This is a genomic window from Exiguobacterium sp. UBA1053 (genome assembly GCF_002316465.1).
GTDB classification, from domain to species: Bacteria; Bacillota; Bacilli; order Exiguobacteriales; family Exiguobacteriaceae; genus Exiguobacterium_A; species Exiguobacterium_A abrahamii.
Genome location: NZ_DCDO01000013.1, coordinates 443,568 through 468,685, shown reverse-complemented (window position 1 = coordinate 468,685; position 25,118 = coordinate 443,568). Strand labels below are relative to the sequence as shown.

Annotated in this window: 18 protein-coding genes and 1 other annotated feature; of the genes, 15 read left to right on the top strand and 3 right to left on the bottom strand. The window is 47.0% G+C overall.

The features are described from left to right. The first annotated feature begins 1 nt into the window (after nucleotide 1). The 15 genes from yihA to B3G15_RS10065 all read left to right on the top strand — a co-directional run bounded on the left by yihA (nucleotide 2) and on the right by B3G15_RS10065 (nucleotide 22,346). On the top strand, nucleotides 2–583 hold the full coding sequence (gene yihA / locus B3G15_RS10135) for a ribosome biogenesis GTP-binding protein YihA/YsxC (RefSeq protein ID WP_023468975.1): 582 nt from the start codon (nucleotides 2–4) through the stop codon (nucleotides 581–583). A 183-nt stretch (nucleotides 584–766) separates the two neighbouring features. Next, on the top strand, nucleotides 767–3,814 hold the full coding sequence (locus B3G15_RS10130; protein ID WP_290720577.1) for a hypothetical protein: 3,048 nt from the start codon (nucleotides 767–769) through the stop codon (nucleotides 3,812–3,814). Beyond that, nucleotides 3,815–4,561 (top strand): DNA-binding response regulator, encoded by a 747-nt coding sequence (locus B3G15_RS10125; protein WP_290720573.1) that lies wholly within the window; start codon nucleotides 3,815–3,817, stop codon nucleotides 4,559–4,561. Next, the gene (locus tag B3G15_RS10120) at nucleotides 4,531–5,580 is read left to right on the top strand and encodes a HEAT repeat domain-containing protein (RefSeq protein ID WP_290720571.1); all 1,050 of its coding nucleotides are present in this window, start codon (nucleotides 4,531–4,533) and stop codon (nucleotides 5,578–5,580) included. Before B3G15_RS10125 ends, B3G15_RS10120 begins: the two co-directional genes overlap by 31 nt. Further along, nucleotides 5,570–7,003: a glycosyltransferase family 2 protein gene (locus B3G15_RS10115; protein ID WP_290720568.1), complete on the top strand. Its 1,434-nt coding sequence runs from the start codon at nucleotides 5,570–5,572 to the stop codon at nucleotides 7,001–7,003. Before B3G15_RS10120 ends, B3G15_RS10115 begins: the two co-directional genes overlap by 11 nt. Before the next feature lie 27 nt (nucleotides 7,004–7,030). Then, nucleotides 7,031–8,173, top strand: a complete 1,143-nt coding sequence (locus B3G15_RS10110) for an AI-2E family transporter (RefSeq protein WP_290720565.1) — start codon at nucleotides 7,031–7,033, stop codon at nucleotides 8,171–8,173. Between the two features lie 214 nt (nucleotides 8,174–8,387). Continuing rightward, entirely contained in the window at nucleotides 8,388–9,728 is a 1,341-nt protein-coding gene (gene hemA, locus B3G15_RS10105; protein WP_029342279.1) for a glutamyl-tRNA reductase, read from the top strand. An 83-nt stretch (nucleotides 9,729–9,811) separates the two neighbouring features. Then, nucleotides 9,812–10,738: a hydroxymethylbilane synthase gene (hemC, locus tag B3G15_RS10100; RefSeq protein ID WP_290720561.1), complete on the top strand. Its 927-nt coding sequence runs from the start codon at nucleotides 9,812–9,814 to the stop codon at nucleotides 10,736–10,738. After that, on the top strand, nucleotides 10,728–11,408 hold the full coding sequence (locus B3G15_RS10095; RefSeq protein WP_290720559.1) for a uroporphyrinogen-III synthase: 681 nt from the start codon (nucleotides 10,728–10,730) through the stop codon (nucleotides 11,406–11,408). Before hemC ends, B3G15_RS10095 begins: the two co-directional genes overlap by 11 nt. Further along, nucleotides 11,405–12,394, top strand: a complete 990-nt coding sequence (gene hemB, locus B3G15_RS10090; RefSeq protein WP_023468970.1) for a porphobilinogen synthase — start codon at nucleotides 11,405–11,407, stop codon at nucleotides 12,392–12,394. The genes B3G15_RS10095 and hemB overlap by 4 nt, the downstream gene beginning before the upstream one ends. Next, nucleotides 12,391–13,701 carry a glutamate-1-semialdehyde 2,1-aminomutase gene (gene hemL / locus B3G15_RS10085; protein ID WP_290720555.1) on the top strand — a complete coding sequence of 437 codons (1,311 nt, stop codon included), beginning with the start codon at nucleotides 12,391–12,393 and terminating at the stop codon, nucleotides 13,699–13,701. Before hemB ends, hemL begins: the two co-directional genes overlap by 4 nt. A 54-nt stretch (nucleotides 13,702–13,755) precedes the next feature. Then, nucleotides 13,756–13,985: a binding site (T-box leader), on the top strand. Nucleotides 13,986–14,035: 50 nt separating this feature from the next. Then, the gene (locus B3G15_RS10080; protein WP_373951562.1) at nucleotides 14,036–16,672 is read left to right on the top strand and encodes a valine--tRNA ligase; all 2,637 of its coding nucleotides are present in this window, start codon (nucleotides 14,036–14,038) and stop codon (nucleotides 16,670–16,672) included. Nucleotides 16,673–16,726: 54 nt separating this feature from the next. Further along, nucleotides 16,727–17,959, top strand: coding sequence for a bifunctional folylpolyglutamate synthase/dihydrofolate synthase (locus B3G15_RS10075; protein WP_290720553.1), 1,233 nt, complete (start codon nucleotides 16,727–16,729; stop codon nucleotides 17,957–17,959). An 82-nt stretch (nucleotides 17,960–18,041) separates the two neighbouring features. Then, nucleotides 18,042–21,641, top strand: coding sequence for a DUF5057 domain-containing protein (locus B3G15_RS10070; RefSeq protein ID WP_290720550.1), 3,600 nt, complete (start codon nucleotides 18,042–18,044; stop codon nucleotides 21,639–21,641). 18 nt (nucleotides 21,642–21,659) lie between these two features. Beyond that, on the top strand, nucleotides 21,660–22,346 hold the full coding sequence (locus B3G15_RS10065) for an ankyrin repeat domain-containing protein (RefSeq protein ID WP_290720549.1): 687 nt from the start codon (nucleotides 21,660–21,662) through the stop codon (nucleotides 22,344–22,346). A 48-nt stretch (nucleotides 22,347–22,394) separates the two neighbouring features. Here B3G15_RS10065 and B3G15_RS10060 read toward each other — a convergent pair whose 3' ends face one another. Genes B3G15_RS10060 through B3G15_RS10050 form a run of 3 tightly spaced genes read right to left on the bottom strand, consistent with a single transcriptional unit; the run spans nucleotide 22,395 to nucleotide 25,095 of the window. Beyond that, the gene (locus B3G15_RS10060; protein WP_064299542.1) at nucleotides 22,395–23,966 is read right to left on the bottom strand and encodes a type IV pilus modification PilV family protein; all 1,572 of its coding nucleotides are present in this window, start codon (nucleotides 23,964–23,966) and stop codon (nucleotides 22,395–22,397) included. A gap of 18 nt (nucleotides 23,967–23,984) precedes the next feature. Beyond that, a complete protein-coding gene (locus B3G15_RS10055) occupies nucleotides 23,985–24,605 on the bottom strand; it encodes a PilW family protein (RefSeq protein ID WP_290720545.1) in 621 nt (206 codons plus the stop codon). Then, nucleotides 24,568–25,095 (bottom strand): prepilin-type N-terminal cleavage/methylation domain-containing protein, encoded by a 528-nt coding sequence (locus B3G15_RS10050; RefSeq protein ID WP_029342270.1) that lies wholly within the window; start codon nucleotides 25,093–25,095, stop codon nucleotides 24,568–24,570. The genes B3G15_RS10055 and B3G15_RS10050 overlap by 38 nt, the downstream gene beginning before the upstream one ends. Nucleotides 25,096–25,118: the final 23 nt, after the last annotated feature.

Below are 25,118 nucleotides of genomic sequence, written 5' to 3'. Positions count from 1 at the left end.
CATGAAAATTTATAAAGCTGATTTTATTACGAGTGGCGTCAATCCGGAACATTATCCGGAGCCATTGTTGCCAGAAGTGGCACTCGCAGGGCGATCGAACGTCGGAAAGTCCTCTTTCATCAATAAACTGGTCCAGCGTAAAGCACTCGCGCGGACATCTTCGAAACCAGGTAAAACGCAAACCTTGAACTTCTTCAACATCAATGATGAAGTCATGTTCGTCGATGTACCGGGTTACGGATATGCGAAAGTTTCGAAGACGGAGCGTGAAGCATGGGGCAAGATGATGGAGAAGTACTTCACGCAACGGGAAATCCTCAAAGGTGTCGTACAGCTCGTCGACATCCGACACGATCCGTCTGCGGATGATGTGACGATGTATGATTTCTTGAAGTATTACGATCTACCGGTCATCGTCGTTGCGACAAAACTCGATAAGATCAAAAAGAGTCAACGTGATAAACATATCGCGGCAATCAAACGTAAATTGCAATTTGACGGTCAAGATACCTTGATTCCTTTCTCATCTGAGACAGGAGAAGGCGTCGATGCCGCATGGGAAGCGATTTATCGTCTACTGTAAAATAACGAAACGTTCTGTTCTCCGGCAATAGGAGAGCAGAACGTTTTTTAATTAGGGTTAAAGTAATCTATAAATAGCATCTAATCATTTCCTTCCATCATTTTTGATTTCCATTATATGAACATTATTTAATTCACGTTACAATGATAGGAACAAATTGTTCTAGTGGGAGGCTATGCCAATATGAGGCGTTATAAATGGACGTTTGCAATCGTCATATTACTTATTCTGACACCATTTGCCATTTGGTTCTTAAAGCAGGAAAAGACATTAAATATCGCGCTATTTGATTATACGAACGGTACAGATGAGCGAGAGCACGCTGGAACGACGTGGTTATTGAATCACTTGAAAATCCGAAATGCGCAAGAGCAAGATTATAAGTATTCGGATTACATTAATCGTTATGACGGTACACAAGGGAAGCAAATGCTACAACAGGCTTCTAAAGCAGATGTGCTGTTGTTTACGGATACGTATGGGAAATCCTATGAGGTCAACGGGAAACAAGAACACCGTGGGGGGTTGACGGCAGAAGACGTTGATCTCGCGACCGAAGCGATTTCGCAAGGGAAAACGGTCGTAGCGGAGTTTAATACGGCGGCAAGTCCGACGTCAGTCGAGCGGTCCAATGCGTTTCGCCAATTGTTCGGGACGGCATGGACAGGATGGATCGGTCGTTTTTTCCCGGATTTAACAAAGTTGCAAGGTCTTGAGAAGAACGTCGTAGCTCAATTAAAAGCGCAGGCAAAAGAAAAAGAATTCAAACTATCTGGTCCAGGTTATGTCTTCATCAATGACTCAACGGAAAAAGCTTTTTTCGTCAATGATGACACACCATTACTTTATAAATGGGATAAAAACAAGGGCAATGCAAAAGATGAGGTGCGTTATAACTACTGGTTTGAGATTTTAGAGCTAGATGGCGGCGAGCAACAAGCGCATTTTTCTTGGAAACCGTCAAAACAGACCCAAGCGATGCTTCGGAAATATCAGTTGCCGCTTGAATTCCCTGCGTATGTCACGCAAGGAAGTGGACATTATTTTGCTGGTGACTATACAGATGTCGCGGACATCCCGCGCTACTATCGATACAGTGGACTCGATTGGTTCCGCAAACAGTTCATTCTTGATAGTGCAGAGAGTGAGTCGGCATTCTTCTGGAAGGTGTATGCGCCGACACTAAGTCGGATTCTTGAGGATGCGAAGCGTGTCTCGACGCAAGCTGCAAAAGTAAAGCCACTCTCACAAACGAAAGTCGGCAATCAGGAATTACGAACTCGGGCACGAGAAGGACAAGACACGCTTGAGATGTATCAAGATGGCGAATGGAAGCCGTATTTCGTCAAAGGCGTTAACGTCGGACTCGGTCGACCGGGTGCATTTCCCGGGGAACATGCCATCAGTCGTAATGAATACGATCGTTGGCTAAAGGAAATCGGCGAGTTGGGTGTCAATACGATTCGCGTGTATACATTGCATCCTCCTGCTTTTTACGATGCATTAAAAGCGTATAACGAACGGGCGAAGCAACCGATTTATTTGATGCAAGGTATGTGGGTCGAGGAAAAACCATTCGAAGAGTTGAAGAACGCTTTTGAGCCAGACTTCTTGAAGATGACCGATACGGAAGCAAAACGAATGGTCGATGTCATTCATGGTAACGCGGTCGTCAAGGAAGTCGTCGGTCATGCTTCCGGAACATATACTTCAGACGTCTCGCAATACGTTTCAGCGTTCGTCTTCGGAATCGAATGGTTACCGGAAGCCGTCGTCGAGACGAATAAAAAAAATAAAGGCACACGATTCGAAGGGAAATACGTGACGACGACACAAGAGGCGTCACCGTTCGAATCGTGGCTTGCTGGTCGAATGGATACAGCGACAGCACACGAAATCAAAGAGTACGGCACGACTCGACCAATTGGTTCGACGAACTGGCCGACGACGGATCCATTGAAACACCCGAAAGAGGTCGAAGAAGAGCAGGATCTCGTCTCGATCGACTTCAATCATTTAAAAGCAACGAAGGATTTCCCAGGTGGTTTGTTTGCGTCTTATCACATCTATCCGTATTACCCTTCGTTCATCAAGGAAGAATACAGTCAAAAAGCAGATAAGAGCTCTGAATCCTACGCTCGTTATTTGAAAGAAATGAAAGACTATCATGATATGCCGTTACTTGTATCGGAATTCGGTATTCCGAGTTCTCGCGGGAAGACACACCTTGGACCGAACGGTTTCGACCAAGGACATGTCAGTGAAAAGAAACAAGGCGAACTCGTCGCGCAGCTCTATCAAGACATCAAAGACGTCAAGACGGCTGGTGGACTGATCTTCATCTGGCAAGACGAATGGTTCAAACGAACATGGAACACAATGGATTATGACGATGCGGATACCCGTCCACGTTGGTCGAATGTTCAAACAAGTGAACAACATTTCGGGATGCTTGGATTCCTCCGTTCAGACATCATCATTGATGGGAAATTGAATGATTGGAAAGGGTATGCACCAGTAGCTGAAAATAAGGATCGAGCGATTTATATGACTTCCGACGAGGCATATCTCTACTTGCGCATCGACCGGAAGAAAGCAGAACCGACGACACTTGCACTATCGACTAAACCGAATGATGGGAATACGAAAGTCGGTCCGTTGACGCTTGACGAAGGAGCCGAATACCGTCTGACGATCGATCAGTCAGCGCGTATCGATGTCGATGCTCGCTATGACATCTTCCGATACCACTACGGTCTGAAGATGCCGTTTGAGATGGTGAAACCTCCGTCTGATCAAAAAGACAGCGGCAAGTTCGTTCCGATCTATCAAATGCTCGATTATGCAAGACGAGACCCGGTTACGAAAAAAATCGTCAAACCAGCCGTCAAATGGGACACAGGTGTTTTACATGAAGGAGAACCAGATGACATTTTAACGGATATCTCAGATGTCACGAAACCAACCGTTGAACTTCGTATTCCATGGATGGTCTTAAATATGCGTGATCCAAGTAAGCATGAAATCATCGGAGACTTCTGGAAAGATGGACTCGAAGCGAAGATGATCACGGAAGGAATCGAAGTCACAGGTCAAGTCGGTGATACACGTATTCCAGAGAAGAATCGTGGTTTCTACAACTGGGCCGAGTGGACGAATCCACAGCAACGGGAAGAATTGAAACCTATCTATCATACGATGAAAAAAGCATTCACTGAGGGAGGAAACTAAATGCGACGTGAAGAGATGTGGAAATTAATCAATCAGTCGTTTGAATCAACAACACAAGATCGTGAGGTCAGTTCGACGATCGAATGGACGGAAGAGGCTGTCCGAGAATCGACGACGAATACCTTGTTCGTGCACACGGTCGGACAAATGCCGGAGACGGTCAATGGTCTGATTGAGGAAGGGTGGTGCGTGCGGACGGACATCTCGTATGCCGATGTCGTCCTCGCGAGTGAACCCGTCATCGAGGAACGGATCCCCGTCGTGTATTTTAATACGGAATTCTCTTTCTATGGGTTAGAAAATGCACGTGAAGTGCTACCGGCGACGCTGTCGCGGGAGCTTGTTCTCGATCGCCTTGCGCGTTATAAGAAGATCCAGCATATCGCAGACGTTGTCGTCGTAACAGAAGATCCACATATCCGCCGGATGATGGAACGGGAACTGATGGAACGATTCGAACGCTTCGTAACGTTTGAACGAGCAGAGACGTTCCTTGATGAGTATGTGGCCTCCCGTCCGTACTTGCTCGTGTTCACGTCCGCATTACCGCGAGCAGATGGTCTAGAATTGTTGTTGCGGGCAAAACAACAAAGTATCGCGCCATTCCAATCGATGATGATCTCGATGTATAACCGCGAACGAGATCACGTCCTAGCGGTTGATCGTGGTGTTGATTACATCATGACGCTCCCGCTGAAAATCGAAGAGTTCCGCGCATGGATCCGAAAAGTCGAGGACGGCCGATGATGCAGGCGATTCTAGTATTCATCGTCGTACTCGTTCTCTTACAAGGTGGGGCACTGATCTATCTCGTCGTCCAAAAACGACAACGTGCCAACCGCGAGCATGCACGGCGTGATTGGCAACTCACTTTTCGAGATGACATCTATGACTATGCGACAGGGGAACGACAGGACATGCCGACGATTCAAAAAGGAAACGAGGATTTGGCGGAGCTTGAACTGTTCGCACTGTCCAATTTGACGGCAACACCGGCACATCTAGAACGAGTGCAAGCATTTGTCGCTGCCAATATGCAATCATATTATGAACAACAATTGAAGCATCGCCGGATTGATCGCCGCTTGAACGCCTATGAAGCGGTGTCACAATTCCGTTTGGTCGCAGTCGCGCCAATGATTCATGCCCGTTGGGGAAAGGCAATTGAAAAAGAGGAGAGCGATGTCATCGTCCGCACACTCGTGTCACTATCCGAACAAGATGCAATTGCGATCGCTAAACAAGAAAATGACATCAGCTTCTTTGGTGCGATTCTTGCGGTCGGACGTAGCCAAGACTTGGCGGAATGGGTGACTGCGTTTGAAGAATTGACGTTGCCCTTTAGATTAGCGATTCTTCAACTGATCTTTGACCGCGATGAAACACGTTATATCGCGCTCGTTCGTGACAAGACGACAGATGAAAATCCAGAAATCCGAAAACGTGCCCTTCGTGCACTCACGCGAATCGGACTTGAGGAAGACTGGAAATTGTATGTCCCATACTTGGAAGAAGAATCAAGTTGGGTCGAGCAAATGCTTGCCCTTCGTTTCTTAGAACATGTCGTTCCAGACGATTCGATACCAGCGATCTTGCCGTTTGTCGGTAGTCGATCGTGGTGGGTTCGGACGGCAGCCTTCGATGCGTTACTTTCTTGTGGTGGGATTGAACAGTTGGCGAAGGTATCAAGTACACACCCCGACCGCTATGCGCGTCAAAAAGCAACAGAACGGTTGGCAAAGGAGATGAAACATCATGTCGTCTGAGACAATCCAAGCCATTATTGAAGTCCTTTCCTGGACAGTATTGATTTATATGTTACTCGTCATCGTGTTCTATTCGATGCTGTACCTGATTTCAGCTCAAATGGTGCGACGGCAACGCTTTCGTCGGAAAGAGAGCTCTTATTTGCCACTGATGCGCTCTCTCTATACACGGCCGGTCAGTATCCTTGTACCAGCGTACAATGAGGAATATACGATCGTCTCGAGTGTCCAAGCTTTGCTAGCACTTGACTATCCGGAGCATGAAGTCATCGTCATCAATGATGGTTCAAAGGACGGAACGATGGACGAATTGTTCCGATCGTATGAGCTGGAGAAGGAAATCCGCTATCCGAGGATTCTAATTGGTTCGAAGCCGGTCAAACAAGTCTACCGTTCGCGGATCGATAGTCGTTTGATCGTTATCGATAAAGAGAATGGTGGAAAGGCGGATGCCTTGAATGCCGGTATCGATCACTCCAGTTATCCGTATTTCTGTTCGCTTGACGCGGATTCGATTTTAGAGCGTGATGCGTTATTGAAAGTCATGAAGCCGATCGTTGAGTCAGATGAAGAAGTCGTCGCGACATGTGGTTCGATCTTCCTCGTTAACGGTTGTACGATCGAAGGCGGCGAAATCGTCGAGATTCGGACACCGAAACAACGGATCGTCTTGATGCAGATGATCGAATACTTCCGAGCGTTCCTGTTTGGTCGCCTTGGTCTTAGCCGTTTCAATATCTTATTGATCGTCTCCGGTGCCTTCGGATTGTTCCAAAAGAACATCGTCGTACAGGCAGGTGGGTATAAGGAAGGGCTTGTCGGTGAGGACATGGAGCTTGTCGTTCGCTTGCACCGGTACATGAAAGAAAATAAGCTCGATAAACGCATCGAGTACGTTCCGGCGCCAGTCTGCTGGACACAGGCTCCAGAATCGATGGAAGTATTACGGTCACAGCGAACACGTTGGCACCGTGGTCTTGCTGAGACGTTGTGGACACATAAACGAATGATTGGCAATCCGAAATATGGTTCTGTTGGTAGCGTCTCGATGTTGTATTTCTTTTTGATTGAACTACTCGGACCAATCGTCGAACTGATCGGTTATTTCATCATTCCGCTCAACCTACTCGTCGGTACACTCAACTTTGAATTTGGGATTGTCTTACTTGTCGTCGCTTTACTCTATGGTTCCCTATTGTCAGCAGGTGCCGTATTATTGGAGGAGTGGACGATGCACCGATTCAAGAACGTCAAGGAATTGATTCGGTTGTATCTATGGTCCTTAACCGAGTCGTTCTGGTACCGTCCGATTCTCGTCTTCTTCAAGCTAGGAGGATTAATTCAATTCTTGACTGGTCGAGGAAACTGGGGGCAGATGGAGCGCCAACGTCTCGAAGACGTCACCGAGGAAAAAGTCGGCTGACGAATAGGTATGAGGGGGATAAGTTAGGTGGAGTTGCTACGAAACAAATGGTTCAAAACATTAATCTGGGTATTGATGATTTTTCTCGTCATCTGGGTTGGAACGAAGATTTCATTCTTATTCCAGCCAATTCGAGTCATGTTGGCCTTGATTTTCCCGCCATTGATCATCGCAGGGATCTTCTATTACTTTACGCTCGGTATCGTGGACGCTTTACAGAAGCGGGTCAAGAAGCGTGGTCTTGCCGTGCTGATCGTCTTGCTTGGTTTCATTACAATCCTGACGATTGCGGTTGCATCAATCGGACCGATTTTAGTTGAGCAGGTGACGGATTTTGCAACGAGCATTCCGACGCTTGTCGTTGAATTGCGCGATCAGACGTTAAATTTACGCGATCAATTGATGAACAACCGATTCATCTCGACATGGGTACACGAGAATACGGACTTGTTTGACAAGTGGACGAATGAAGCAACGTCGTATATCGGCACAGTCTTTAAGTCTGTCTCGACATCTGTCGGAACGATTTTCGGTGTCATCTCTTCGACCGTTTTAATCATCGTCTTAGTACCGTTCATCTTAGTTTACATGTTGCTTGACGGCTATAAGTTTCCGGATTCTGTCGTGAAGCTATTGCCGAAAAGCTATGAAACAGAAACACGTAAAATCTTGCACGATATGCACGTGACAGTGAAGCATTATGTCAATGGACAGGTCATCGTCTCGATCTGTGTCGGTCTCATGTCATTGATTGGCTTCTTCATCGCCGATATTCAATATGCGCTACTGCTCGCCTTATTCTGTACGGTCACGAACATCATTCCGTATCTTGGTCCCTACATCGGTGCTGTACCGGCGGTCATCGTCGGGTTCATTGATGATCCGATCAAAGCCGTCTATGCGATCATCACGATCGTCGTCGCGCAGCAAATCGAGTCGAACTTGATTTCTCCTTATGTCCAAGGAAAGACACTCAAGGTTCATCCGTTGACGATCATCATCGTCTTGCTCGTTGCTGGGAAAATCGGTGGAATCATCGGTGTCATCTTGGCGGTTCCAACATACGCAGTTTCAAAAGTCGTCGTTCAAAATATCGCTCGGATCTATCGTTTACGTCAGCAGCGTCTCGACGTACCGGACGTGACGGTATCACCTGAATCCTTGAAGTAAAGTGTAACCCTCTGCTCTTTTTAGGAGCAGAGGGTTTGTGATTTTCATGAGAGAGGGATAAGGTAGAAGAAGAGAAAAAATGAAGAAGATTTCACAACTTCGACTCATTTTAGTTTATAAATTGATTGGAATCTTTTTTATAATGGTTATAATGTAGGATAGAGAACGAAAAGATAGATCGGAACGAAATCTTTGGACGTAAGGGGTAGAGCGCATGCATATCGTAGTGGTCGGCTTGAATAACAAAACAGCGCCTGTATCAATACGCGAACAAGTCTCATTTGGGGAGCATGAGATGAAGGGAGCGGTCGTCGCATTGCGCGATGAAAAAAGTATTTTTGAGAGTGTCATCGTCTCGACATGTAACCGGACGGAACTGTACGTCGTGACGGATCAGCCACATACAGGACGGTATTATACGAAACGTTTCCTTGCAAATTGGTTCGGATTGACGATGGAGGAACTCGAGCCGTATCTCTTCATTCATGAAGGGTTCGATGCGATGAAGCATCTGTTCCGCGTGACAAGTGGGCTTGATTCGATGATCGTCGGTGAAACGCAGATTCTTGGTCAAGTCAAGACAAGCTTCTTCATGGCGCAAAAGCTTGAAACAACAGGAACGGTCTTCAATAAACTCTTCAAAGAAGCGGTCACGCTCGCCAAACGGGCTCACGCAGAAACTGGAATCGGTGAAAATGCCGTTTCTGTCAGTGCTGCTGCTGTCACGCTTGCCGAACAGTTACTCGGATCGCTTGAAGATAAATCAATCGTCGTCATCGGTGCAGGAGAAACCGGCGAATTGACGACGCTTAACCTATATGAAGCAGGGGCACGCGATATCACGGTCTTTAACCGGACGTTAGCTAAAGCAGAAGAGGTCGCGAATCGGTTCGAAGGATCGGCACATTCGATTAACGAGATGCAGTGCGGTTTGCTTCGGGCAGACATCGTCATCTCTTCAACGGGTGCAAAACGTGCCATCATCAAACGGGAAGACATCGCGGCAGCACAACTGTTCCGTCACGATCGTCCATTCCTCTTGATCGACATCGCCGTACCACGCGATATTGAACCGACCGTCGGTGACTTGCCAGGTGTTCATTTGTACGATGTCGATGATTTGACATCAATCGTCCAACAAAACATGGCGGAACGGATGAAGGAAGCAGCGAAGATCGAACAACGGATTGAAGCAGCAATCGCTGAGTTCGAAGGTTGGATGACGACACTTGGTGTCGTACCGATCATCACGGAATTACGAGACCAGGCGTTACGCATTCAACAAGAAACGATGCAAAGCTTAGAACGGAAGTTACCGGAGATGTCGAAACGTGAAAAAACTGTCATTGGCAAACACATGAAATCAATCATCAACCAGTTGTTGCGTGAGCCGTTGTCTTACATTAAAGATGCGGCAGCGAAGCCAGATGCCGATGAGCGGATTGCGCAGTTCATGGATACGTTTGCATTAAATGAAGACTTGTTCGAGGGGCTCGAAGATGACGTCATGACATCAGAAGAGACGACACCTTCCGCAAAAGCTGTGAACCGGTGAACAAAGCACGATTTGTGTTACAATAGAAAATGCATGGGGCGGACTTGTGCCGCCCCTTTATCATTGTACAGGGGGATTTTAGCATGCGAAAAATCATTGTTGGATCGCGAAGCTCGAAGCTAGCGATGACACAGACGAAATGGGTCATTGACCAGTTGAAACAAGCCGGCGCGCCGTATGAGTTCGAAATCAAGAACATCATCACAAAAGGGGACCGCATTTTGGATGTGACGCTCTCGAAAGTCGGCGGTAAAGGATTATTCGTAAAAGAGATCGAGCAACAGATGATTGACGAAGAAATCGATTTTGCCGTTCACAGCATGAAGGATCTACCTTCTGAATTACCGGACGGTCTCATCATCGGTGCAACACCAGCGCGTGTCGATGCGCGTGATGCCTTGATCACGAAAACAGGCGAAGGTCTTGCTTCCTTGCCAGAAGGTGCAGTTGTCGGCACGAGTAGCTTACGTCGTGGGTCGCAATTGCTAAAACTCCGCCCTGATTTAAAAATCGAATCTATTCGCGGAAACATCGACACACGACTCGATAAATTAAAGAATGGTCCGTTTGACGGGATCTTGCTCGCAGCAGCTGGTCTAAAGCGGATGGGTTGGTCTGAAGACGTCGTCTCGGAATATCTCTCGACAGATGACATGATTCCAGCCGTCGGTCAAGGAATCCTCGGCATCGAATGTCGCGAACATGACCAAGAAGTACGTGACCTTCTGCACCTGATCCATGATCAGATGACGGAAAAAGTAGCTTACGCAGAGCGCGCTTTCTTAGCGGCGATCGAAGGAAGCTGTCACGTTCCGGTCGGTGGATTCGCAACGATCAACGAAGACATGTCAACGACACTTGTCGGATTCATTGGATCCGTCGATGGAGAGCAAATCCTACTCGAGCGCGAATCAGGTCTTGACCCGATGCAACTCGGTCAAGATGTTGCCGAACGTCTGCTTGCTTCGGGCGGTCGTGAGATTCTCGCGACACTTCCGGATGACTTGTAAGCAGGTACTCTTCACGGGCAGCCGACCACCGACGACCGAGCAGATCGCGCGACTGCGCGCTGTTGCGATCGAGTCAGTGCACTATCCTGTCATTGAAACGCGACCGGTTTCGTTTACGTTGCCAAGAGGAATTGATTGGCTCATCGTGACGAGTCCGAATGGTGTCCACCGGATTGCTGATGCGTTGCCTGAATTAGCAGCAACGCGTATCGCGGTCGTCGGACGAAAGACGGCAGACGCACTTGCGAAGTACGGTCGAACAGCCGACTTCTGTCCGTCGACCTTTACAGGAGACGCACTCGTCGCAGAACTCGGACCACACTTGTCTGACGGCGATCATATCGTCTTTGCGCGAGGGAACCGATCGCGGCAAGCGCCGGTCGATCAGTTACGAAACCTGAATCGATATACGATCGAAGATATCATCACCTATGAAACCGTTACTCGTCGGCTACCTGAAGCACTTGTCAGAACAGCCACCTATATTGGACTGCAGAGTCCTTCCGCTGTCGAAGCGATTGCTCCACTATCCCCGCAGACGACATTCATCGTCATTGGGACGATTACGGAGCAAGCAGCAAAAGCAGCCGGACTTCAACCGATCCATGTCGCCCGTGAATTCACGGTGGACGGCATGATTGATCGTATCATTGAGGAGGAATCAGCATGAATACTTTAGAATACGCACGTCACCGTCGTTTACGTCATACCGCATCACTCCGGTCACTCGTTCGTGAGAACCAGTTGCATAAATCAGATTTGATTTATCCGATTTTCGTCGCTGAAGGCGAAGATATTAAACGCGAAGTCAGCTCGATGCCTGGCGTCTTCAACTTATCACTTGATCATCTGACGGCTGAGATTGAAGAAGTCGTCGCACTCGGAATCGAATCTGTCATCTTATTCGGTGTTCCGCATGACCACTTGAAAGACGAGCAAGGATCAGGTGCGTTTCACGATCACGGGATCGTTCAAGAAGCGACACGTCTCGTCAAGAAGGTTGCCCCGCAGCTAACGGTTATCGCTGACACATGCTTATGTGAATATACGTCGACAGGTCACTGTGGGATCGTCGCCGACGGTACGGTCGATAATGATGCGTCATTACCGCTTCACGTCAAAACAGCGATCTCACAAGCTCGAGCGGGTGCCGACGTCATCGCTCCATCATCGATGATGGACGGATTCGTCGCAGCGATTCGTCAAGGATTAGACGAGAACGGCTTCAGCCATATTCCGGTCATGAGCTATGGTGTTAAATATGCGTCTGCTTATTACGGTCCATTCCGTGATGCAGCGAACTCGGCACCGGGAGAAGGTGACCGGAAAGGTTATCAAATGGATCCAGCAAACCGTCGCGAAGCGTTCCGCGAAGCAACAGCGGACGTCGATCAAGGAGCTGACTTCATGATCGTTAAACCTGCACTTGCGTTCATGGATATCATTCGCGATGTGCGCGAGCGAATTGATCTGCCGATTGTCGCGTATAACGTATCGGGTGAGTATGCGATGGTCAAAGCCGCTGCCTTGAACGGCTGGATCGACGAAGAACGAATCGTCCTTGAGACGATGCTTGGCTTTAAACGAGCAGGCGCTGATTTAATCATCACCTATTTCGCAAAAGACATTTGCCGTTACCTGGAGGGGTCGAAATGAGCTTAATTAACCAGAACTCAAAATCAAAAGAAGCATTCGAGCGGGCACTCCCGCTCATGCCGGGTGGTGTCAACAGCCCGGTCCGTGCTTATAAATCGGTCGGGATGACACCGATTTTCGCAGATCATGCGAAAGGATCAAAGCTCTATGACATCGACGGAAAAGAGTATATCGATTACGTCTTGTCATGGGGACCAATGATTCTTGGTCATGCCGATCCAATCGTCACGTCAGCGATCCAAGAACAAGCGACACGTGGCTGGAGTTACGGGACACCAACGGAAATCGAATCAGCGATGGCGGAAGTCGTCATCAGCCGGGTGCCGTCGGTCGAAGTCGTCCGGATGGTCAACTCAGGAACAGAAGCGACGATGGCAGCGCTTCGTCTCGCGCGTGGTTACACAGGTCGGACGAAAATCCTCAAGTTCGAAGGCTGTTACCATGGTCACGGTGACTCGCTCTTGATTAAAGCAGGTTCAGGTGTCGCGACACTCGGATTACCCGATTCACCAGGCGTTCCGGCGCAAATCGCGAGCATGACGCTGACGGTTCCATACAACGATTTGGACGCTGTCCGGATCGCGTTCGAAAAACACGGCGACGATATCGCTGGTGTCATCGTCGAACCGGCTGCTGGGAACATGGGCTTCGTACCACCAGAACCAGGCTTCCTCGAAGGCTTACGGGAGATCACGTCGGAAAACGGCGCTTTATTGATCTTTGACGAAGTCATGACCGGTTTCCGTGTCGGATTCCACTGTGCGCAAGGACATTTCGGTGTCACACCGGACATCACATGTCTCGGTAAAGTCATCGGTGGCGGCATGCCAGTCGGGGCTTACGGCGGACGTCGTGACATCATGGAACAGATCGCACCACAAGGTCCAATCTATCAAGCGGGTACATTATCCGGGAACCCACTCGCGATGGCAGCGGGTCTAGCGACATTGACACAATTGAAACCAGAACACTATGCAGAGTTCGACCGGAAAGCGAGCCGTTTGTCAGAAGGCTACCTGAACGCTGCGGCGAAATACAACATTCCGCTGACGACGAACCGTGCAGGCGCGATGTTCGGTGTCTTCTTCACGGATGAACGTGTCACGAACTTCGAAAAAGCGAAAACATCGAATCTTGAGATGTTCCGTTCGTATTATCAAAAGATGGCGGCGCGTGGTGTCTTCTTACCACCGTCACAATTCGAAGGTCTCTTCCTGTCGATCGCCCATACGGACGAAGACATCGAACGGACGATCGAAGCCGTCGAATTGACGTTCAAGGAACTCCAAGTTGAATTTGGTCGTTAAGCAGTTCTTGACGATTACTTGAACTCTCGGCTAAAATGAGTAAAGAAGAAAATGGCAACAGCGATGACGGGAAGAGTAGTCCTGTATTCGTACCGGTGTAGAGAACACATCCTTGGCTGAAAGATGTGACGGGCGAACAGGAGGAAGGTCACCCCACGAGCTGGTATCGTGAGTCTTACGAGCGATATCCGTCCTCCACACGTTACGTGGCTCGAGGGCATCCGATTTTGGATGAACTAAGGTGGTACCGCGGAAAAAAGCAACGGCTTTCTTTCGTCCTTAGCATAGGACGAGAGAAGCCGTTTTTATTATGGACAAAAAGGGAGCGATCAGGATGCAGGAATTATCAATGCCAACGAAGTATGATCCGCAGGCAACGGAAGAAAAATGGTACGACTTTTGGGTGAAAGGTGACTATTTCAAAGCCGATCAGGATCCAGAAAAAGAGCCGTACACGATCGTCATTCCACCACCGAACGTCACAGGTAAATTGCACCTTGGTCACGCGTGGGACACGACGTTACAAGACATGCTGACACGGATGAAGCGGATGCAAGGATTCGACGTCCTTTATCTACCAGGAATGGACCATGCCGGTATCGCGACGCAAGCAAAAGTCGAACAAAAACTGCGGGCAGAAGGACAATCACGTCTTGAAATGGGTCGTGAGAAATTCCTTGAGCAATCATGGGCATGGAAAGAAGAGTACGCGTCAACGATCCGTGCACAATGGGCAAAACTTGGTCTCGGACTCGATTATTCGCGTGAACGCTTCACGCTTGACGAAGGATTGTCAGAAGCGGTTCAAGAAGTCTTCGTGAAACTTTACGAAAAAGGCTTGATCTACCGCGGCGAATATATTGTTAACTGGGACCCAGCGACGAAAACAGCGATCTCGGATATCGAAGTCATCTACAAGGATATCGAAGGTGCTTTCTATCACTTCAGCTATCCACTAACGGACGGTTCAGGTCACGTTGAACTAGCGACGACACGTCCTGAGACGATGCTCGGTGATACAGCGATCGCCGTGAACCCGAAGGATGAGCGTTATGCTCACCTCGTCGGAAAAACAATCACGTTACCAATCGTTGGTCGCGAGATTCCGATTGTTGCCGATGACTATGTCGACATGGAGTTCGGTACAGGTGTCGTTAAGATCACACCAGCACACGACCCGAACGACTTCGAAGTCGGTAACCGTCACGAGTTACCACGTGTCCTCGTCATGAATGAAGATGGAACGATGAACGAGAACGCAGGGAAATACGAAGGCATGGATCGTTTCGAATGCCGAAAACAAATCGTTGAAGATTTAAAAGCAGAAGGTGTTCTAATCAAAATCGAACCACACTTGCACTCTGTCGGTCACTCGGAGCGTTCAGACGCGATCGTTGAGCCGTATCTCTCACTCCAATGGTTCGTTAAAATGGAGCCACTCGCGCAAAAAGCACTTGAGGAGCAACAAGGACCAGACAAGGTTAACTTCGTTCCACAACGCTTTGAAAACACGTATGTACGCTGGATGGAAAACATCCGTGACTGGTGTGTCAGCCGTCAACTCTGGTGGGGACATCGGATTCCGGCTTGGTACCATAAAGAAACAGGCGAAGTCTACGTTGGCAAGGAAGCACCAGCCGATATCGAGAATTGGGAGCAAGACAACGATGTCCTCGATACATGGTTCTCTTCAGCGCTTTGGCCGTTCTCAACGATGGGGTGGCCGAACACGGACGCAGCCGATTATCAAAAATACTTCCCGACATCAACACTCGTTACGGGTTATGACATCATCGCTTTCTGGGTATCACGGATGATCTTCCAATCGTACGAATTCACAGGACAACGTCCATTCCAAGACGTCTTGATCCACGGATTGATTCGTGATTCGGAAGGACGCAAGATGTCAAAATCACTCGGTAACGGGATCGACCCGATGGATGTCATCGAGAAGTATGGTGCCGATTCACTCCGTTGGTTCTTAACGACAGGATCAACGCCAGGGAACGACCTCCGCTTCTACTGGGAAAAGATCGAAGCAACATGGAACTTCTCGAACAAACTGTGGAACGCAAGCCGTTTTGCCTTGATGAACATGGATGGTCTAACGTTTGATCAGATCGATTTGACAGGTGAGAAATCACTCGCAGATAAATGGATCTTGACACGCTTACAGACGACGATCGACGATGTGACGCGTCTGTCGGACAAATATGAGTTTGGTGAAGCGGGACGTATTCTCTATCACTTCATCTGGGAAGACTTCTGTAACTGGTACATCGAGATGGCGAAATTACCGCTCAACGGGGAAGATGAAGCAGCGAAGCAGACGACGCGTTCGGTTCTTGCCTATACGCTCGACCGGATCATGCGTCTGATGCATCCATTCATGCCGTTCATCACGGAAGAAATCTGGCAACACTTACCGCATGAAGGTGAGACAATCACACGTGCCGCATGGCCAACACGTGAAGCGTCACTCGACTTCCCGGAAGCTGTTCCAGCATTCGAAGCAGTTCAGAACGTCATCCGTTCGGTTCGTAACATCCGCGCGGAAGTGAGCGCACCGATGTCGAAACAGATCCAACTGTTCATCTCGACGAATGACGCACGTGTTCAAGACGACTTGTCGTCAAACAGCTCGTACTTGCAAAAGTTCACGAACGCGTCTGAACTCCGGATTGAAGAACAGATGCCGGCGCCAGAAAAAGCAATGAGTGCGATTGTAACGGGAGCAGAATTGTTCATCCCACTCGCGGACTTGATCAACATCGAGGAAGAAATCGCGCGCTTGAATAAAGAACTCGTCAAGTATACGAAAGAAGTCGAACGGGTCGAGAAAAAACTCAACAATCCTGGCTTCGTCGGCAAAGCACCAGCACATGTCATTGATGAAGAAAAAGCGAAGGCACTTGATTATACGGAAAAACGTCAAGCTGTCGAAGCACGTATCAACGAACTCTCACACTAATTACAGCAGTGGCTCAAGTCTCCTTGAGCCACTTTTTTTAAAGGAGCGAACAGCATGAGGACGCGAGAAGATGTATTGGAATGGTTATCGAGCTTACTAGCATTCGGCGTCAAACCGGGTCTTGAACGGATGCAGGCGATGTTACTGGAATTACAGATTGACCCAGACGCGATTCCGACGATTCATGTCGCTGGCACGAACGGAAAAGGATCGACGGTTGCGTTCTTACGTGAGATGGGAATTGCGGAAGGATTACGAATCGGGACGTTTACGTCGCCGTATATCATTCAGTTCGAGGAACGGATCATGTTGAATGGGATACCGATTGCAGAAGACGATCTCGTCGCATCTGCAATCGCTGTTCAAGCGGCCATCGGGCGCATCGATCCGGCACTCGGTACGGTCACTGAGTTCGAGGCATTAACAGGACTTGCCTTCTATTATTTTGATCAGATTCGTCCCGATTTCGTCATCTATGAAGTCGGTCTCGGTGGACTGTATGATTCGACGAACGTCTTCAAGAAGCCGGTCGCCGCGATCATCACGTCAATCGGGCACGATCACCAAGCGATTCTCGGAGATACGCTCCAAGAGATTGCTTTACAAAAGTTCGGCATCATCAAACAAGGAACACCGGTCATCGCCGGAAAACTGCAGGAAGAGCTGACCGTGCCGTTAATGGCGTATTGCGGGGACCGGAATGCGACGTTGAAATGGAGTCAGGAAGCCATCATTCGTTACCGCTTAAAAGAGACGGGGACCTGGGCGACGTATGATGGAATACCAGAGACACGCTTAGGGCTCGAAGGTCATCATCAAGTCCATAATGCGGCGAATGCCGTCATTTGTGCGCGGCGACTTGGGTGGTCGAAAGCGGCAATCCGAAAAGGATTACGGGAGGCAAAACATCCGGGACGGTTTGAGATCATCTCGCGCAAACCACGGATCATTCTCGATGGTGCACATAATCCGGAAGGCATCACGGCACTTGTTGAACGCTTAAAGGAAGAATCAAAACCCGTGACGTTACTCTGTTCGATTTTGCGTGACAAAGACCGGACGGCGATGCTAACGCAGTTACGTAGCATTACTCCAGATATTTATGAGACGACGTTTGATTTTCCACGAACGCGGACGATAGAGGAGTTGCAGCAAGAAGGCGCCAATGTGACGACGGTCGAAGCGTTCTTCGATCAATTAGAGATGGACCGGACATACGTCGTGACGGGATCACTCTATTTCATTAGTGAAGTGCGGCATTATCACGCTTCCATTTTTACAAAATAGGGAAAATCCGCATTCTCTCGTTATAATGAAATGGGGGAGTATAGTCCCATATCTCAATGACACGATGAGGAGACGATAAGTGATGAAACAGTGGGTCCGTCTAGCCTTAGCCATCTTACTGATTTTTTCAAGTTTTACGTATATACATGAGCCACATTCCAAAGCGGCAACGGGTGAAAAGTTTAAGATTTTAGAGATTCGAGATGACTGGTCGACAACGAACCGGATTGACCCGGGAACGACCATTACATCGTTGTCACTGTTAAAAGACTTGAATACTAGTCAATACGAAATCAAGATGATGACGGTCAAAGAGTTGAATGCGTCTCGTTTTCCACTTGATGGCGCATTTGATGCGATCGTTTTTGATCAATCTATTTTTACTGGAACAGACCGTTATTCGATTACAGTATCTGATACATCCAAAAAACATAATACGAGTAAAATTGAGAATGATATTACGAAGTTAAAAGCGAATGAGATTTTGACGAACTATATTCAAAAAGGATTACCCGTCTTTTTACACGCTGATGTGTTAACACATGCAACGAGTAATTTCACTTCGATTTTTAAGCCAAGCATGACGTCTGGTGCTGCGATTGCCTATACGGATTCAAAACAGGTCGTCTCCCGATTACAATCCGAAAAAATTGAACGACCTCGTTTAAGCAAGGTAGCGGTTTCGCAGGCTGGTCAATCGTTAACATCGGTGGATAAAGCAGCACCGGCTTCACCAGATAAACCAATTGATTTTAATTTTACGCTTGATCAAACTACGGCTAATACACGTGTCCAGTTGTATATTGACTTTAATAGTAACGACCAATTCGATGAGTCGGAGAAAGTCGATGAGAAAGTAGCTACGGTTTCTGGTTCAGTATCGTATCGCTTTGATGCACCAAGCTATACGGGACCACGCAATTGGATGATTCGACTCGTAAGTGAAGATGGACTGACGGATTATAAAATGGGAAGCTTTTTAATGCAGGACCAAGAAGCTAAAGCAAAAATTTTACAAGTCACGCGTTCCGGAACGACCGGTTCAATCAACGGTTTTATGAACTCAGGAACTTTACTAAAACAAGATGGGTTATATGACTTTAATGTAGAAGTCATTTCTGCGGACACGTTTAACAAAACGTATGCCAGTAAAAATATAAATACATCCTATGATATGCTAATCTTCGGTTTTCAGGATTCGTATGGTGCAGCTTCACTCAGTGACCCTGCATCAGATGCTATTCTTAACTTCACGAATACGGGGCAAGGATTGATGTTGACACATGATACGATCTTTAGACCGGCACAATCCAGCAAACCAGAGCTATTCTGGGAAACAAAGTTTGCGGATCTCGCAGGTCAAAAGAACTTTACGAACATGGGGTACGCGGCACCTCGAACATCGGGTCAAGCAGTCAAACAAAATGCGGGCGTCATGACTTCTTATCCATTTGCCTTAGCTGATACGGTTGCTATCGCAACGACACACAATCAATACTTTGGTCTGGATCTTGAACAACCGGACTTGATTCCATGGTATAACATCCGTGAAAACAACCTCAGTAGTTCGAATCAGGCTGCCGGAAGAACAATTGGTGATGCACGCAACCACTATTATATGTATACCAAAGGAAACGTTACGTATTCAGGAGCAGGGCATACTTCGAGCTTCAATCAACAACAAGAAAAAGAACTATTCTCAAACACGATGTACCGAGCGTTCATTGGTGCGAACCATAAGCCGCTCATCAAGAACATCTTACCAACGGATAAATCAAGTTACCTCGAGAACGAACCGTTGACTATCTCGTATCAAGTCAACGACTACGACCTACAAGATCGTGAGTTAAAGACGCGCATATACATTGATGATGAGAAAGTTTTTGAAAACAATAAATTGAAAAATAACTCGTTCGTCAGTCAATCGTTCGATTCAAAGCTCAAAGGAAAAACGAGCGTGACGATCCGTATTGAAGCAGAGGATCAACGAGGTGCCAAAACAATTGAGACACGAACGGTTCAAGTCGTTCGTCCGGCTGCATCTATGCCTTTCGTCCTGTCACGCTCGATTGATCCAGCTACGATTCCAAAAGGGGAAACAGCGGATATCACCTACATCGTCAAAACGTCTCCAATGATGCAAAAGGATGCCATTGGTAACAACGGGTACATCATGGGACAATTCTCGGTGACGATGGAAAATATCCTGTTCAACGAACAATTTCCAAGTAATCTTGAAATCTTATCAACGACTGGTCTGACTGGAGCGAATATTACAGGACAGACGATTAAAGGGAGACTCCCGGATATCGAATACGATGAGGCGATTTCAGGTGTTCATAAGGGTGAATGGATCGCAGATCAATCAGAAGTAACATTCACTGTCAAAGTACGTGCCAAAGATAATGCAGGAGTTCATGTACTTGATAAAAAAGATAATACGCTGACATCAACGAAAAACGTCTACCGAGATAAAAAGAACGGAAAAGATAAATCAACAACTGTCACCAATGATCCACAAGCTTTTCCGACGATTGGTTATGCACTGACACCATCCTATGCGACAAGTGCGAAAATTCCGTCCGTCAAGATGGATATCACGACACCATCATATAAAGTTTTACCAGAAATCAGTCCTATAGGTAGTCAGTACGGCACGTTAAAATGGTCAATCGTAGATTCAGAAATCGCATCCATCGATGAAGCTGGTGTCATTAAACCGAAAAAAGTCGGGACGACACAGATTAAACTTGTCGTACCAGTCGGAAACGGTAAGGAGTTGACGGCGACTTCTGAACTCGTCATCAATGATGTGTTCGGAGGACTCATCGTCCGAAACGTGCCAGATACGTTATATGTCGGCGAAACAAAACCAATGACAGGAATCGCTTCGATGGTATCGGGAAGCAACACGCCGATTCAATGGATCATAACGAACGATTCGCGTGTTACGACAAGTGGCTTAACTAAGAATACGTTGGAGTTGACAGGAAAGACACCAGGCATAGTCACGGTCAAAGCGGTCGTACCTGCGACAGCTGGAAGCTCGACTTATCTTGCCCAATCAACGACGTATACGATTCAAGTCAAGTTGCCGGAATTATCCGTTTCCCCAAGTAATCTGGAACTGTGGGTTGGATCGAATCAAGATGTAACGGCGACATTCAATCCGAACTATCCATTACCATTTACGACTTCAACTGTTAGTAATGCAATTGAATTGAAACAGACGGCATCGGGTTATACGATCACGGGTAAAACTGGCACACCAAACGGTCCGGTCGAAGCGTTACTCACATTGACGGATTTCCCAGATACAGTCGCGAAGACGCTCGTACGGGTACGCGAGAACCCACTTAATCTGACAGCCGATGATATCGCGATGACGATGAAGGATGATAAGAAATCACCGATTCTGCGCTGGTTCCCAGTGACGACGACGGAACGCTTCTATCGGTTGGAAGTGCTTCAGGGTAAGGAATACGTCAAAATTGATCCAACAGGACAAGCGCTACAACCACTTCGTCCAGGTGTAGCACGTATCAAGGTAACAGCATTAAAAGAAAACAAAGATGTGTTCGAAGTCATGAAAGACAATCAAAAAACACCACTAACGACGACATTCAAGGTGACGATTGGTTCTGAGTCAGGAACATCAGACTTGGATGGAGATGTTTATTAAGAAGTGGGGACGCTATATATGAAACGCAGACGAATAATTGTCGTCCTCTTGATTTTAATCATCATTGGAATCGGGGGAGCGATATATGTTACGAAATCAAATCAACAAGCAGCACTGGAACAAGGACTGCGTTCAGAAAAACCAGAACGACTTGCGAACGCATTAAAAGATACTTCTTTATCAACAAAGGAGAAAAATCGTTACATCCGTCGCTTCCAGGAAACACTCGCTTTTGACAAAGCAAACCTCCTTCTTGATGAGCAGACCGTAAAAAATAAAGCGAACTGGTTTTATGCGGCGCAGTTCGCGCCACGTAGCACGGTCGCTGAATGGTTGGCAGAAGGTGCAAAAATCAGTCAACTGAATGCGCAAGGTCAGTCGGTTCTTCATGTTGCAACGAGTGTGAATCGATCGATTGATGCGTATGCTCTTTTGATAAAAGAAGCGTCGAAAAAAGAGCTCAATCGGATCGATGACTTTGGTCATACACCACTCTTTTATGCGACACTAGATCAAAATGAGGCAGCGATTGAACTGTTGTTAGAAGCAGGAGCTGATTCGAATCGTGGGAAAGAGAAACCGGTCTATGAAACGGTCAAACAAAATCGAAAAGATTTATACGCCATGTTAGAACAGAACGGTGCAACGGTAGAAAGCAAAAAGGTGAAAAAGCTCGCTAAAGAATACCGAGCAACAAAATTCTAGTCAAAAAAGAGTCATTCGTCGCAGACGAATGACTCTTTTTTATGTGTGTTACGGTTGAACGCGTTTTGGTGTTTCGACATACAATTGGACTGCTCGATTGAGTGGAAGTAAGGCTGTTGGATTTTTTAATACCGTCGCATCATACGCCATACGTAGACGGGATGCTTCAAAGTCAGATGATTTGTTAGCGACCATCAGTTTTTCGAGTTCTCTTACGTTTGCAGGAAACGTATTTTCTGGTAAGTCCAATTTTCCACGATAGGCATTGACTTCTAGATTACCCTTCGTAAAAATGCCACCGCGTACATTCATCGTCGAACCTACAGAGTAAATCGTATTTTTTTGATTGTCATCACTATATAGAAAGGCATTTAAATCAGGTGTAGTCGTTTGAGGCGTCGAAAATTTATTGACGCGGTTAATGACGAGATTTCCTTTACTGAGTAAAATCAATGTATTTTGTTTAGCTGTTGAAGTCAGTCCTTGAATGTTTGCGTCATCCAGACGACTTGTTCCGGTCGCATAAATCGTCGTTGCAAATCCAACATTTCCTCGAATCAGTAAGTTGCCAAGCACGACGAGAGGACGCTTGATCTCAAGCGGCTGGGTCAAAGGGTTCAAGGAAGAGATCGTTAAGTTCCCGTTAATGATTAAAGGTTCGAGTGTTTCTTGAACAAGATCATCTGTCAACGTCACAGTATTGCCTGTGTTTAATGCTGGACTAATCATTTGTCGCTTCGTATCAAGTTCTGTTAAAAAGGGTCCCGTTAGTATAGATTGCGGAATCGAGGAATTTTTCAATGTAGACGCGACTTGTGTAAGAGGCGTATTCACCGGTAGTTTCAGAAAGTCGTTCAACGCATAATCAAAATCGAACGGAACGAGTGTTTCTTTCGTTGATACTAGCTCTGTTGCACCTTTCGGATCAAAAATCGTTTTATCACACACAAGGTAATCTCCGCACTTCAGTAATGGCTGATTCTTCTCTTGAAAAACGCGTACCTGACCTGCGATATAAGGAAGTGCTTTGGTATTAGTGAAGATCCCATCCTCGTCGTTGTATTTAAATATCGGGGTCGCAGTTGCTTGCAGAGCGTTGCGAGAAAAAATATTACCTTCGATCAAGGGAGCACCATTTAAGATGACTTGATCATCTGAGCCTAATGTATAGTACAAAAAACTAGGAATCGCAGACAAATAGACACGTTGTCGATACGTTTTTTTGATTGCCGGCTGATCGCCTTTTTGTTTTGAAACTGTCGCTGTTAAATCAAGCGCTTTGACACGAACGTTCGATGCGGCTTCATTTAGCTTGACGGTCACGTTCGGAACGATTGTTTTTAAGGGTAAGACGATAGAGCTGTCGAGATTCTCAAACAATGCTTGAGAAGAAGTCGTTGGTGAAGTCCCAGTCGTCTTTGACACGATGTTTTGGAGGGAAGCGACTGCTAAATCAAGATCATTTTGTGTCGTCGTCTCGACATCGATATCCGTCTCGCGGATTTCGGTTAGGCGAGTTGACTGTAAACTGATGCCAATCGTCGCAACAGCGAGGACAGACAGGACGGTTAAAGTCACAAGAACGAAAAGTAATGTATAGCCTTGTTCGGATTTACGCATACCGTGTTCCTTTCTGAGTTAAAATCCAATCGTACTCGTGAAGGTCTGGACTTCTTCTTGATCTGTCGATTGAATTGTAGTTGTAATCGTTAAAATACCGTGAATGACGTAGCGCCCCGGATATGCTCCTGATGTAATGGTTTGATACTCGGGACTCGATAACTTGAACGTTTGAAGTAATTCCGTTTGGTCGTCGATCGACTGTGGTGTCGATTCGTACATTAGTTCGGTGCCGTCCGAGGTTTGTTCTGCGAACGTATAACGGACGGGTGTCGCTTCCTTCTCTGAAGCAGATGCTTCTTCTGTTGCGTTAAAAGGTTCAAATCCACTGGCGCGTTCAAGTAATCCAGTGTCTGCGTTCAAAACAGGAAGTGTTCGTTTATAAAACGATAACTGTTTTGCTTCATCGATCCGAATCGCATCAAATCCACCGATTTCATTTAATATGATACCGACTCGACTATCAGCTTCACTACGCAGTTCACTGATGATTCCAGTTGCCCGAAAGCTTTTCGTACCAGAGATGAACACAGTCAGGATGACCGCACTGAAAATCGAGGCAATGACGATGGCGACGAGTAGTTCGACGAGCGAGAAGCCGTCATTTTGTTGTCGGAAAACTTTGATTGAGCGTCGCATTCGTAATCGATCCTTTCAATGATGTAATCGGTTCAGTTGTTCCTTCTATGTAGACGAATACATGGAGGTCAAGGAGATTCGGATTAACGACTCCTTCGAGTTTCCGAGGTGTCACACTGTATTTGACTTCAAAGGCAATATTATTGATTTCAGGATTAGTAAAGATTGATGAGCAAATAGCCGATAGTTCACAAGAAGGAGACGTGGGCTCTGGAATGACATATTTTCCATTCAGATAAGTCGCTTTGTCTGCCTGTGTAGATAGAGAACTGAAGGCGAATGGTTCATCACTTGTCGCTTCTAAAGCTTCTCGTTTGATATAAGAGGTTGCGTTTTTTGCCAGATAATTCGCAAACGTCAACTCCGTACTGTCGCGTGAGGCAGCTAGTGACTGAGAAAAAATGCTGATCAGAGAGACCGATATGATAGATAAGATCGTAATACTGACTAATACTTCGATTAGCGAAAAACCGCCTTGCTCGCGTTGCATGAATTCACCTCTACTTCATGATA